Source organism: Serratia proteamaculans, from assembly GCF_008830365.1.
In the GTDB taxonomy this organism is placed as follows: Bacteria; Pseudomonadota; Gammaproteobacteria; order Enterobacterales; family Enterobacteriaceae; genus Serratia; species Serratia proteamaculans.
Genome location: NZ_WBKI01000001.1, coordinates 54,971 through 68,099 on the forward strand (window position 1 = coordinate 54,971; position 13,129 = coordinate 68,099).

Here is a 13,129-nt window from a genome sequence, read left to right on the forward strand (position 1 = left end):
GCAACAATTTTCTTTTTGGTGATAAGTACGATATGAACTCTCTGTTTGCCAGCACGGCGCGTGGACTGGAAGAACTGTTAAAAAGCGAACTCGAAGCGCTGGGCGCTCACGCCTGTAAAGTCGTACAGGGTGGGGTACATTTTCAGGGTGACGATCGTCTTCTGTACCAAAGCTTGCTGTGGAGCCGTTTGGCCTCACGTATCTTACTGCCGCTGAACGAATTCCGCGTACACAGCGATCTGGATCTGTACCTGGGCGTACAGGCGATCGACTGGACCAGTATCTTTGGTGTGGATAAAACCTTCGCCGTACACTTCAGTGGCGTTAACGAAGAGATCCGCAACAGCCAGTATGGCGCGCTGAAGGTCAAGGACGCTATTGTCGACAGCTTTACCCGCAAGATCGAACAGCGCCCGACGGTGGCTAAGCAGCAGCCGGACATTCGCGTGAATGTGTTCCTGCAGCGCGATATGGCCAGCGTAGCGCTTGATCTCAGCGGTGAAGGCCTGCACCAGCGCGGTTACCGTGACCTGACCGGTCAGGCACCGTTGAAAGAAAGCCTGGCAGCGGCGATTGTGCAGCGTTCTGGCTGGCAACCAGGCACGCCAATGCTGGATCCAATGTGTGGTTCGGGCACCCTGTTGATCGAAGCGGCGATGATTGCTTCTGACCGCGCACCGGGCCTGCATCGTCAACACTGGGGCTTTACCGCCTGGAATGGTCACAACGTCGATCTGTGGCGTGAAGTGATCACCGAAGCACAGGAACGTGCCCGCAGCGGCCTGCAGGAAACCACCTCGCGTTTCTTCGGTTCTGATATTGATCGTCGGGTGATTGAAATGGCACGCGGTAACGCCCGTCGTGCCGGCGTCGCCGAACTGATTACCTTTAACGTCAACGACGTTGCCAAACTGACCAACCCACTGCCGGAAGGCCCGACGGGTACCGTAGTTTGTAACCCGCCGTACGGTGAGCGTCTGGAAAGTGAACCGGCGCTGATTGCCTTGCATAATATGCTGGGTCGTATCATGAAGAGCGCTTTTGGTGGCTGGCAGTTGTCGTTGTTCAGCGCCTCACCGGAGTTGCTGAGCTGCCTGCAGTTGCGTGCCGATCGCCAGTTCAAAGCCAAAAACGGTCCGTTGGACTGCGTGCAGAAAAACTACCAATTGGCGGAAAACCCGCTGGGTGCCGGTGGTGTACAGGTGGCGGAAGATTTTGCCAACCGCCTGCGCAAAAACCTGAAGAAGCTCGATAAGTGGGCCAAGCAGCAGGGCATTGAGTGCTACCGTTTGTACGATGCCGACCTGCCGGACTATAACGTGGCGGTGGATCGCTACGGCAGCAAGGTGGTGGTACAGGAATATGCGCCACCGAAAACCATTGATGCACAGAAGGCTCGTCAACGTCTGTTCGACGTGATCAACGCCACGCTGGCGGTGCTGGAATTGCCGTCCAACCAGTTGATCCTGAAAACCCGTGAGCGCCAGAAAGGCAAAAACCAGTACGAAAAACTGGCGCAGAAGGGTGAGTTCCTGCTGGTGGAAGAATTTAACGCCAAGCTGTGGGTTAACCTGACCGATTATCTCGATACCGGTCTGTTCCTTGATCACCGCATTGCCCGTCGCATGCTGGGTGAAATGAGCAAAGGTAAAGACTTCCTCAACCTGTTCGCCTATACCGGTACCGCCAGTGTGCATGCCGGGCTGGGGGGCGCACGTAGTACTACTACCGTGGATATGTCGCGTACCTATCTGGAATGGGCGGAGAAAAACTTGCGGGTTAACGGTTTGACGGGCAAACAGCACAGATTGATCCATGCGGACTGTCTGTCATGGATGCAAAATGCCGACGAACAATTCGACGTGATCTTTATCGATCCGCCGACCTTCTCCAACTCCAAGCGTATGGAGAACACTTTTGACGTTCAGCGCGATCACCTGGCGCTGATGCAAGATTTGAAACGGTTGCTGCGTCGTAACGGAACCATCATGTTCTCGAACAACAAGCGCGGTTTCCAGATGGATATGGCTGGCCTGAGCGAATTGGGTCTGGAGGCGAAAGAAATCACCGCCCAGACGCAGTCACAGGACTTTGCCCGTAACCGTCAAATTCATAACTGCTGGCTGGTCACCCACGCCGGCGAAGGAAAATAATTACTATGTCGTTAATTAGCATGTCCGGTGCCTGGCTGTCCTTCAGCGATGCACCACTTTTAGACAACACCGAAATTCATATTGAAGACAACGAACGCGTTTGTCTGGTTGGGCGCAATGGCGCCGGTAAATCCACTCTGCTGAAGATCCTCGGTAAAGAAATTCCGTTGGATGATGGCCGGGTGACTTACGAGCAAGATCTGATTGTGGCGCGTCTGCAACAGGATCCTCCGCGCAATATCGGCGGTACGGTGTTTGATTTCGTGGCCGAAGGGGTAGCCGAACAGGCAGAACACCTGAAAGCGTATCACGCGATTTCGCATCTGGTGGAAACCGACCCAAGCGAAAGAAACCTGACGCGCATGGCGCAGATTATGGAGATCCTCGATCACCAGGGTCTGTGGCAGCTTGATAGCCGCATCAGCGAAGTATTGTTGCAGTTGGGTCTGAACGGAGATGCAGAGCTTTCCTCGCTCTCCGGCGGCTGGCTGCGTAAAGCGGCACTGGGCCGCGCGCTGGTCAGTTCTCCGCGCGTATTGCTGCTCGACGAACCAACCAACCACCTGGACATTTCAACCATCGACTGGCTGGAAGGCTTCCTGAAAGAGTTCCAGGGCAGCATCGTGTTTATTTCCCACGACCGTTCCTTTATCCGCAATATGGCGACGCGCATTGTCGATCTCGATCGCGGCAAGCTGGTGTCTTGGCCGGGTAACTACGATCTGTACCTGCTGAGTAAGGAAGAAGCTCTGCGGGTGGAAGAGCTGCAAAACGCCGAATTTGACCGCAAGCTGGCGCAGGAAGAAGTGTGGATCCGCCAGGGCATCAAGGCGCGTCGTACCCGTAACGAAGGCCGTGTGCGTGCCCTGAAGGCATTGCGTAACGAGCGTTCGGAACGTCGTGAAGTGATGGGCACCGCCAAGATGCAGGTGGAAGAGGCCGTACGCTCCGGCAAGATCGTGTTTGAGATGGAAGACGTTAACTATCAGGTTGGCGGCAAAGTACTGGTGCGCGATTTTTCCGCCCAGGTGCAGCGTGGCGACAAAATTGCCCTGGTCGGCCCGAACGGCTGCGGTAAAACGACGCTGCTGAAATTGATGCTCAGCCAGTTGAAAGCCGACAGCGGCCGCGTGCATTGTGGTACCAAGCTGGAAGTGGCCTATTTCGACCAGCACCGCGCCGATCTGGATCCGGAACGTACCGTGATGGACAACCTGGCGGAAGGTAAGCAGGAAGTGTTGGTCAACGGCCGTTCCCGTCACGTGCTGGGTTATCTGCAGGACTTCCTGTTCCACCCTAAACGGGCGATGACGCCGGTGAAAGCCTTGTCAGGCGGTGAGCGTAATCGCCTGTTGCTGGCTAAGCTGTTCCTGAAACCGAGTAACTTATTGATCCTCGATGAACCGACCAACGATCTTGACGTCGAAACGCTGGAATTGCTGGAAGAGCTGATCGACGGCTATCAGGGTACCGTGCTGTTGGTGAGCCACGATCGTCAGTTCGTCGATAACTCGGTGACCGAGTGCTGGATCTTTGAAGGCAACGGTGCGATCAGCACCTTCGTCGGAGGTTACTACGATGCGCATCATCAACGCGCGACGGCAAAACCGATCCGTCAGGTCGCGGCCGATCAGAACAAGCCTGCAGTAGAAAAAAAGGCTGAACAGCCAAAGAAAACAACGGCTAAACTGAGCTATAACCTGTTACGTGAGCTGGAGCAGTTGCCGCAACGTCTTGAGCAGTTGGAAGCGGAAATTACGGCGCTGCAGGCGCAAATGAGTGATGCTGAGTTCTTCACGCGTCCTCACAGTGAAACACAACAGGTGCTGACTGCGCTGGCCACAGCCGAAGGGGCATTGGAAGAAGCCTTTGCCCGTTGGGAAGAGTTGGAAGCGATGAAAAACGGCTAACCGTTGAAAATACCGCCCGCGCGCTGCTGCGGGCGGTATTGCCGTACCGGTGAGCAACGTTGTTAAGGAGGAATATGGTGTGTTCCCACGAGAATCACGAGCAGCACAGTCATGCAACGCACGCAACACACGCAACACAGCAGCAGGACAATCTGATGTTGTGTCCGCAGTGCGACATGCTGGTAGCATTGCCGCCGTTGGCATATGGTTCAAAAGCGGTATGCCCGCGTTGTAAAACGACCCTCAGCTCCCGCTGGGAAGAACCGCGTAAGCGGCCGATCGGTTACGCCCTCAGCGCCCTGTTTATGCTGCTGCTGGCGAATATTTTCCCGTTTATCAATATGCGCGTTGCCGGACTCGGTAACGAAATCAAACTGATCCAAATCCCGCAGGTGATGGTGGCGGAAGACTACGCCAGCATGGCCACGCTGTTTATGGTGTTTGTTCAACTGATCCCGGCATTCTGCATGCTGGCCATTATTCTGCTGTGCACTAAAGTGCCCATCCCCAAGGGGCTGAAAGAGTGGATGGCCAAAATGCTGTTCCAGTTTAAAACCTGGTGCATGGTGGAGATTTTCCTGGCCGGGGTGCTGGTCAGCTTCGTTAAGCTGATGGCTTATGGTGATATTGGCGTCGGCAGCAGCTTTGTGCCGTACTGCCTGTTTTGCCTGCTACAGGTGCGTGCTTTCCAGTGTGTCGATCGCCGCTGGCTGTGGAATGATATTGAACCCGCACCGCGCCTTGATCGTCCGATGGAAGTCGGGCGCACCGGGCTGCGTCAGGGGCTGCGTTCCTGCCAGTGTTGCACGGCCATTTTACCGGCGGAACTGACTCAGTGTCCGCGCTGCCATTCCCGTGGCTACGTGCGCCGCCGGCACAGTCTGCAATGGACGATGGCGCTGCTACTCACCTCTATCTTGTTGTATATTCCGGCAAACCTGATGCCGATTATGGTTACCGAGGCATTGGGCAACAAGCTCACTTCTACTATCATGGCCGGGGTGATCCTGCTGTGGGGAGAAGGATCTTACCCGGTGGCGATGGTGATCTTCATCGCCAGTATTATGGTGCCTTCGCTAAAAATGTTGGCGATTGGCTGGCTGTGTTGGGACGCTAACGGTACCGGCAAGGCACGGGCCGACAGCGAGCGAATGCATCTGATTTATGAAGTGGTTGAATTTGTTGGCCGCTGGTCAATGATTGATGTGTTTGTGATTGCCGTGCTTTCGGCATTGGTACGGATGGGACAATTGATGAGCATTTATCCTGACATTGGCGCACTGCTGTTCGCCATGGTGGTGATCCTCACTATGTTTGCAGCCATGACGTTTGATCCCCGGTTAACCTGGGATCGCGTAAACGAAACAATAAAAAAGGAGCCGCAAGGTGACGGAAAATAATCATAGCGTCGCGGACGTCGAGAAGATCAAGCGCTGGTCACCAGTGTGGATCATCCCGATTGTCACCGCACTGATCGGCGCCTGGATCCTGTTTTACCATTTCAGCCATCAGGGGCCGGTGGTCACTCTGGTTACCACCACCGCAGAAGGGCTGGAGGCAGGTAAAACCAAAATCAAAAGCCGTAGCGTTGACGTCGGGGTTGTGGAAACGGTGACCCTGAGCGAAGACTTGAGCAAGGTGGTGGTAGAGGCGCGCCTTAACACCGGCATGGAGAAGCTGTTGCGTCAGGACTCAGCCTTCTGGGTAGTGAAGCCGCAGATTGGCCGTGGGGGTGTTTCCGGATTGGGGACGCTGCTTTCCGGCGCCTATATAGAACTGCAGCCGGGCAACAAAGGCAAGGCAGGCAAGGGCGACTACCAACTGCTGGATGCACCGCCGCTGGCTTCACCTGACGCTAAAGGGTTACGCATTGTGCTGGACAGTGAAAGATCCGGACAGTTAAATGCCGGCGATCCGGTGTTGTTCCGTGGTTATCGCGTTGGCTCGGTGGAGACCAGTTATTTTGATCCCAAGATGCGTGCCATGCGTTACCAATTATTTATCTCCGCACCTTACGATCAGTTGGTGACCAGTAACGTACGTTTCTGGAAAGACAGCGGTGTGGCGTTCGATATGTCGGCGCAGGGGATGAGGGTGGAAATGGGCTCGTTGGCGACCTTGTTCAGCGGCGGCGTCAGCTTTGACGTACCGGAAGGCTGGGAGCGCGGTGAACTGGCGCAACCGAAAGCGGAGTACCACCTGTTCGACAACCAGCGCAGCATTCAGGATTCGCTGTATACCGTGCATAAAGACTACCTGCTGTTCTTCGCCGATTCGGTTCGCGGGCTGCAGCCTGGTGCGCCGGTGGAATTCCGCGGCATTCGTCTGGGTACCGTTGGGCAAGTACCGTTCTACAAAAAAGGCATGATACAGCGTCTGGACAACGACTACCGGATCCCGGTGCTGATCCGCATCGAACCGGATCGTTTCCAGAAACAGTTGGGTGGCAACTTCGACTTTGAGAGTCATTTGAAAGACGCTGAGTCGCGTGGAATGCGTGCCTCTTTGAAATCCGCTAACCTGCTAACGGGTTCGCTGTATATCGATCTGGATTTCTATCCGCAAGAGAAACCTTATAAAGGGCCACGTGAGCTGTTTGGTTACCGACTGATGCCAACCACCAGCGGTGGCCTGGCGCAGATCCAGCAGAAACTGATGCAGACGCTGGATAAAATCAACTCGATGCCGCTGAATCCGATGATCAACGAAGCGACCAAAACGTTGGCTGAAAGTCAGAAAACGATGAAGTCGACACAGCAGACCATGCAATCGTTGAATGACATCATCGCCAGCAAAGAGATGAAGGCACTGCCGCAGGATATGCAAAAAACCTTGCAGGAACTGAACCGCAGCATGAAAGGGTTCCAGCCTGGTTCTCCGGCCTACAACAAGATGGTCGGCGATATGCAACGTCTTGATCAGGTGCTGCGTGAGCTGCAGCCGGTGCTGCGCACCCTGAACGAAAAGAGCAACGCGCTGGTATTTGAAGCCGCGGGCAGTAACGATCCTCAGCCGAAGAAGGCCAATAAATGATGAAATGGATTCCGGTAGCCCTGGCGCTGTTACTCAGCGCCTGTAGCAGCACCCCACAGAAGACCTACTATCAACTGCCGGCGTTGGGCACGCCGGCGCAGGTCAGCGGCAGCACGACGTCGCGCCAGCTTTGGCTGGAGCACGTTAGCGTGGCGGATTACCTGGCGCAAAGCGGTGTGGTTTATCAGACCAATGACGTGCAGTACGTTATTGCCCAGAACAACCTGTGGGCCAGCCCGCTGGATCAACAGTTGCAGCAGACGCTGGTCACCAACCTGAGCAGCGCACTGCCGGGTTGGGTGGTGTCCTCGCAACCGATGAGCAGCGAGCAGGATGTACTGAACGTCACCATCAGCGGTTTCCATGGCCGCTTTGACGGCAAGGCGATCATTCGCGGCGAGTGGGTGCTGAACCATCAGGGCAATCTGACCAAACGGCCGTTCAGCCTGGAGCTTAAGCAGGGTGAAGACGGCTACGATGCCTTGGTGCGGACGTTGGCTCAGGGCTGGCAACAAGAAGCCCAGGATATTGCTGCGCAAGCCGGTCGTTTTTAGAAATAATTTGTATTAAATCGGTCTAACCCCTTGCGGCGAGGAATATTGGGATTTCTCGTTGCAAGGGGTTTTTATTTTATTTCAATAAGTTAGCTTCTTTCCTATCTATCAGCCACTTAGCAAATTCTGCGTGCGTAGCTCACAAATATGACATTGGCGTGAATTTTGCGCATTGATCTTCGCTCCATTTAGCGCTATTGCTTAAACGTGGCTGCACAAAAAGCAGCCATTGTTTTCTTTCCAACTGACCAAAAAGTGAGGGAAACGAGGCATGAAGAGACAGAAACGCGATCGCCTGGAAAGGGCGCACTCGAAAGGTTATCAGGCAGGTATTTTAGGACATCCGAAGGATTATTGTCCCTATAAAACGACTGTGGAAAGCCGGTCTCAATGGCTGGGAGGTTGGCGAGAAGCCATGGAAGACAGGGCTGTGACCGCTTAAGCGGCTCCCTGTCAAAAAAAGGAATAACCTCCGCCCAGCGCGGAGGTTTTTGTTTAAGGCTGTACGACTACCCCTGCCAGCGTTTCAGCAAAATACTCGCATTGACACCGCCAAAACCAAAACCGTTCGACAGTGCGTAGCTTATGGCCATGGGTTCCGCTTTATTCGCGACCAGGTGCAGCCCCTCTGCTGCCGGATCCGGACTTTCCAAATTCAGCGTGGCGGGTGCAATCTGGTCACGCAGCGCCAGTGCGGTAAAGATGGTTTCCAGCCCGCCGGCGGCACCCAGTAAATGGCCGGTCGCTGATTTGGTTGAGGTAACCGCTACGCTGCCGCTCGTGCCGAACAGATGCTTAATGGCGTTAATTTCGCCCAAATCCCCTACCGGTGTGGATGTCGCATGCGCGTTCAGGTGTTGAACCTGCTCCGGTGCTACGCCAGCCTGTTTGAGGGCAATTTTCATGGCACGGTAGGCACCGTCACCATCCTCGGCACCAGAGGTCATATGGTAGGCATCTGCGCTGGTGCCATAACCGACAATTTCAGCCAGCGGTGTTGCCCCACGGGCCAGCGCATGCTCCAGTGTCTCAATCACCAGCATGCCGGCACCTTCACCCATAACAAACCCGTTGCGTGCACTGTCAAAAGGCCGTGAGGCTGTTGCGGCGGCGTCTGCAGGCGTTGTGGACATGGCACGCGCCGCTGCAAAACCCCCAAGGCTGACGGTGTCGATAGCCGCTTCCGTACCGCCACACAGCGCGATATCCGCTTCATCGTTACGAATCATACGTACGGCATCGCCGATGGCTTGTACGCCTGCGGCACAGGCCGTCACGGGGGCACCAATAGGGCCCTTGAACTGATGTTTAATCGATACATGACCGGCGGCCAGATTAACCAGGAACGAAGGGATGGTGAAAGGTGACAGGCGTTTGGCACCGCGGCTGTCGGTGGTGCGTACCGCATGGGCGATAGCCGGGAAGCCGCCAATGCCGGAAGCGATCACGGTTGCGGTGCGTTCCTGCTTGTCTTCAGTGTCTGCTACCCAACCTGCCTGGCGGATAGCCTCATCGGCCGCTGCCATGGCGAGCAGGATAAAGCGGTCCATTTTCTTCTGGTCTTTGGGTGCAACCGAAAGGTCGGGGTCGAAGCCCGCCTCGGGATCCTGTTCCAAAGTGGGCACCTGACCACCGATTTTCACCTGCAGGTCTGCGACGATCTCTTCTGGCAGCGGACGAATGCCGGACTGGCCGTTCAGCAGACGCTGCCAGATAGCCTCTACGCCGCATCCCAGTGGCGAAATGGCGCCCATGCCGGTAATGACTATACGACGAGTGTTCATAGTGACTCCTTGGATGATTCAGGGGGAAATGCAGAAAGGTTCTGCAGCATCAGGGCCGCGCGCTGGCGCATGCCGTCGGTCGCTGCCGGCCCTGGGGCTAAAGTAATATTATGCAGCGCAATGGGCTGCTGGGTAATGCTGTCGATCAGTTGCACGCGTATGGGTTGCCCGGTACGACGATCGACCAGTTCGGCACTGATGCCATCATCGGCCAGGTGGGTATTCCCCCAGTGAAACAGGGCTGCAAGCACCGGGAAAAAATCTTTGCCACGCTCAGTGAGCAAGTACTGGTAGCGTACCGGTCGTGTTTGATAGCGTTGTTTATGCAGTATGCCGCTTTCTACCAGATACTTCAGGCGACGGGTCAATATGGTGGGCGAAAGTCCAAGGCTCTGCTGGAACTCATCAAACCGGGACAAACCATGAAACGCATCGCGAAGTATCAGGATGCTCCACCATTCCCCGACGCGGTCCAGTGAGCGAGCTACCGGGCATGGCATGTTATCAAAACGAGTTTTTTTCATGGCATACCTCCTGGTTACTACAATTATTGTAGTTACTGTTTAGCCGCTATGGACGCAACGATTAAAAGATAACTAAGGGAAATAAACGGCGACCCGGAAGGCCGCCGTGATTGCGGTTAGAACGCCGCAGTGTCCTTGAACAGGCCCACTTTCAGATCGCTGGCGGTGTAAATGACCTGACCATCGACCAGGACTTCACCATCAGCCACACCCATAATCAGTTTACGGATGATCACACGCTTGAAGTTAATGCGGTAGGTGACTTTTTTCGCGGTAGGCAGAACCTGGCCGGTAAATTTAACTTCACCCACGCCCAGCGCACGACCTTTACCTTCGCCACCCAGCCAGCCGAGGTAGAAACCTACCAACTGCCACATCGCATCCAGGCCCAGGCAGCCCGGCATCACTGGATCGCCGATAAAGTGGCAACCAAAGAACCATAGGTCCGGATTGATATCCAGTTCCGCTTCCACATAACCCTTGTTGTGGGTACCACCGTCTTCGGTCATTTTGACCACGCGGTCCATCATCAACATGTTACCTGCCGGCAACGGCGGGCCACCGGCGCCAAACAGTTCGCCACGGCCGGATGCTTCGAGGTCTTCTTTCGTATAGGAGTCGCGTTTTTCTACCATGTTCTCAGTAAACCTTATTTTATTGAAGGGCGCATCTTAGCTTACACGTGTACGCTGAACAAGTCCGATCAGCCGTGGCTGAATCAGTTGAGCCAACGAAGTGGCCACGGCCAGCGCCGGCGTTCCTGCGGATTCACCAGTGCAATCCGTTCCTGAATGGCAGCTAACAAGTTCGGCTGCTGTTCATCAGAGTAGGGATAACCGGTGAGTAATGGCAAAGCCTCTGCGGCGCTGTTGACGGCCCACAGGTGGAATTGCCCCTCGCGCACCGCATCGACCACGTCCTGGCGCAGACACAGGTGGCGCACGTTGGTGGCGGGCAGAATGATGCCCTGTTTACCCGTCAAACCGCGACGTTGGCAAACTTCAAAAAAGCCTTCGATCTTCTCGTTGACGCCACCAATCGGCTGTACATTACCGAATTGGTCAACGGAGCCGGTTACCGCAATCTGCTGAGTGATCGGCTGCAGCGACAGTGCGCTGATGAGTGCACAGAGCTCAGCCAATGAGGCGCTGTCACCGTCCACTTCGCCATAAGATTGTTCAAATACGATGGAAGCGGAGAAGGGCAGCGGTTGGTCCAGTTCCAGTTCGGAAATCAGGAACGCCTGCATAATCATCATGCCTTTGGCATGCAGATTACCGCCAAGCTCGGCCTTGCGTTCAACGTCGGTGAATTCACCATCGCCAAGATGCACGACACAGCTGATACGGGAGGGTTCGCCGAAGCTGCGCGGATGGCCAGGGTATTCCAACACAGACAGGCCGTTGATCTGACCGACGACTTCGCCTTCGGTTTCAATCAGGATTTGGCCCAGTTCAATCTCATCCTGCATCCGTTCGGCAAGGTAGCTTTCACGCCATTCGCGAGCATTTAGTGCCGCTTCAAACGCTTTGGCGGTGATGCTTTCTTCTTCGACATACAGCGCAGCTTCAGAAAGTTGCTGGCCGAGCCAGAGTGGGGACAACGGCAGGTTGCCCTGATCACCACTGTGACGGACCGCCTGGATCATTAACGGGTACCAGGCATCGGCTGCCAATGGCGGCAGTTGCTTCTCATCAATAAGAGTATTGACGTAGCCACACCACTGCACCATGTCATCGATTTCGGTGAGTTGCAGATCTTCTTCGTATTCGCCGTAGACCGCCTGTTCACACAGTTCCGGCTCAATATCATGGAAATCGGCAAGACCGTGACGATCGCCCACCACGATCAGTCGCAACTCCAGCGGCATGGCTGGAATAGTGATCGGCAGAGGACGTGTTTCATCCGGGGAAACCCAGTGGAACTGACGTTGGGTAATCATCTGCTTCAGGCGCAGCCACAGCAGCGGCTGAGCCAGCAGAGAACGTGCAGACAGGATCAGTACGCCTCCGTTAGCCTGATGTACCAGACCGGGCTGCAGGTTGATCTCATCATTGTGGATCCGGACGCAGCCAAACAGCTGTTCTGGCTCAACCCACTCTTGAAACACACAGGCACCACCGGCGGCAAAGGGTTCATCACCCAGGCTGGCGGGTTCTACGCTGACCTTGCTGCCCTGGATCACATAATGACTGCCCTTGAACGCGGTATTCTGCGGCTGCAGTTGTTCAACTGCATGGGCGATCAGCGCCAGATACTCACGCGTTTCCTGCGCTTTCAATAACATGAAACGCGGTGGTGACTGTGGATGGCAAAACAGCGTCAGTGCGTTTTCCAGCCGAGGCTGAATAGAGGCAAAGGACACGGGTGCCAACTGCGCGGCGGTATCAAATATCGCTTGATAAGGCGTAACGTCCGGCAACAGTGATTGCCATTCAAGTCGGTTATTGGTCAAAGTGTTAGATGCAATCGTCAAAAAGGGAAAGGGCGATTATACAAGAATAACGGCAGCTTGATAGATGCAGAGTAACAGTTGATGTCAGGGAGTTTGACATCGCGCGATGACTGTGCAAAAAACAGTCTAAAACGGGGTGTAATTGGCGGGGAAATTCGGCGTAAAGCTGTTATGCTTAATAAAGTTACGCGGTCACTGAAGAGCTCACGATGAAATATCAGCAACTGGAAAATCTGGAGAGCGGTTGGAAATGGAAGTACCTGGTGAAAAAGCACCGGGAAGGGGAAGCTATTACCCGCCACATTGAAAACAGCGTCGCTCAGGAAGCCATTGACGAGCTGCTGAAGCTGGAAAATGAGCCGGTAAAAGTGCTGACGTGGATAAGCCATCATATGAATCCGGAACTGGATAACCGGATGAAGCAAACTATCCGCGCACGGCGTAAACGTCATTTTAACGCAGAACACCAACATACGCGTAAAAAATCTATCGATCTGGAGTTTCTGGTTTGGCAGCGGTTGGCTGCGCTTGCCCGTCGTCGTGGGGTGACGCTGTCAGAAACCGTGGTGCAGTTGATCGAAGACGCAGAACGTAAAGAGAAGTACGACAGCCAGATGTCGTCACTCAAGCAGGATTTAAAAGCCATTCTCGGTAAAGACAAAGAGTAAACCTACCCGCCAGCTCCGACTGTGTAAGGGGCTCTTTGTTGCTAATGC

At 54.8% G+C, this 13,129-nt stretch carries 11 protein-coding genes; 7 read left to right on the plus strand and 4 right to left on the minus strand.

Translation table 11 applies throughout. The features are described 5' to 3' along the window. Window positions 1-32: 32 nt before the first annotated feature. The 6 genes from rlmKL (at window position 33) to rmf (ending at window position 8,092) form a co-directional block, all read left to right on the plus strand. Complete coding sequence (gene rlmKL, locus F8R23_RS00220; RefSeq protein ID WP_129938658.1) at window positions 33-2,153, plus strand: bifunctional 23S rRNA (guanine(2069)-N(7))-methyltransferase RlmK/23S rRNA (guanine(2445)-N(2))-methyltransferase RlmL; 2,121 nt, start codon at window positions 33-35, stop codon at window positions 2,151-2,153. Window positions 2,154-2,158: 5 nt separating this feature from the next. Then, window positions 2,159-4,063, plus strand: coding sequence for an ABC transporter ATP-binding protein (locus F8R23_RS00225; RefSeq protein WP_112350345.1), 1,905 nt, complete (start codon window positions 2,159-2,161; stop codon window positions 4,061-4,063). Between the two features lie 74 nt (window positions 4,064-4,137). Further along, a complete protein-coding gene (gene pqiA / locus F8R23_RS00230) occupies window positions 4,138-5,463 on the plus strand; it encodes a membrane integrity-associated transporter subunit PqiA (RefSeq protein WP_151415126.1) in 1,326 nt (441 codons plus the stop codon). Next, window positions 5,450-7,096 carry an intermembrane transport protein PqiB gene (gene pqiB / locus F8R23_RS00235; protein ID WP_129935033.1) on the plus strand — a complete coding sequence of 549 codons (1,647 nt, stop codon included), beginning with the start codon at window positions 5,450-5,452 and terminating at the stop codon, window positions 7,094-7,096. Before pqiA ends, pqiB begins: the two co-directional genes overlap by 14 nt. Next, the gene (gene pqiC, locus F8R23_RS00240; RefSeq protein ID WP_099061712.1) at window positions 7,093-7,650 is read left to right on the plus strand and encodes a membrane integrity-associated transporter subunit PqiC; all 558 of its coding nucleotides are present in this window, start codon (window positions 7,093-7,095) and stop codon (window positions 7,648-7,650) included. The genes pqiB and pqiC overlap by 4 nt, the downstream gene beginning before the upstream one ends. A gap of 271 nt (window positions 7,651-7,921) precedes the next feature. Further along, window positions 7,922-8,092, plus strand: a complete 171-nt coding sequence (gene rmf / locus F8R23_RS00245; protein WP_012006175.1) for a ribosome modulation factor — start codon at window positions 7,922-7,924, stop codon at window positions 8,090-8,092. Window positions 8,093-8,159: 67 nt separating this feature from the next. On the opposite strand, the gene fabF is transcribed toward rmf, so the two are convergent. The 4 genes from fabF to F8R23_RS00265 form a co-directional block, all read right to left on the minus strand. Beyond that, complete coding sequence (gene fabF / locus F8R23_RS00250; RefSeq protein ID WP_129935032.1) at window positions 8,160-9,434, minus strand: beta-ketoacyl-ACP synthase II; 1,275 nt, start codon at window positions 9,432-9,434, stop codon at window positions 8,160-8,162. Beyond that, window positions 9,431-9,958 carry a winged helix-turn-helix transcriptional regulator gene (locus tag F8R23_RS00255; protein WP_129935031.1) on the minus strand — a complete coding sequence of 176 codons (528 nt, stop codon included), beginning with the start codon at window positions 9,956-9,958 and terminating at the stop codon, window positions 9,431-9,433. Before F8R23_RS00255 ends, fabF begins: the two co-directional genes overlap by 4 nt. Before the next feature lie 116 nt (window positions 9,959-10,074). Continuing rightward, complete coding sequence (gene fabA, locus F8R23_RS00260; protein ID WP_012006178.1) at window positions 10,075-10,593, minus strand: bifunctional 3-hydroxydecanoyl-ACP dehydratase/trans-2-decenoyl-ACP isomerase; 519 nt, start codon at window positions 10,591-10,593, stop codon at window positions 10,075-10,077. 83 nt (window positions 10,594-10,676) lie between these two features. Further along, a complete protein-coding gene (locus F8R23_RS00265; protein WP_207213249.1) occupies window positions 10,677-12,413 on the minus strand; it encodes an AAA family ATPase in 1,737 nt (578 codons plus the stop codon). A gap of 209 nt (window positions 12,414-12,622) precedes the next feature. Between F8R23_RS00265 and matP the strand changes: the two genes are divergently transcribed. Beyond that, complete coding sequence (gene matP, locus F8R23_RS00270) at window positions 12,623-13,081, plus strand: macrodomain Ter protein MatP (RefSeq protein WP_099061708.1); 459 nt, start codon at window positions 12,623-12,625, stop codon at window positions 13,079-13,081. Window positions 13,082-13,129 lie beyond the last annotated feature (48 nt).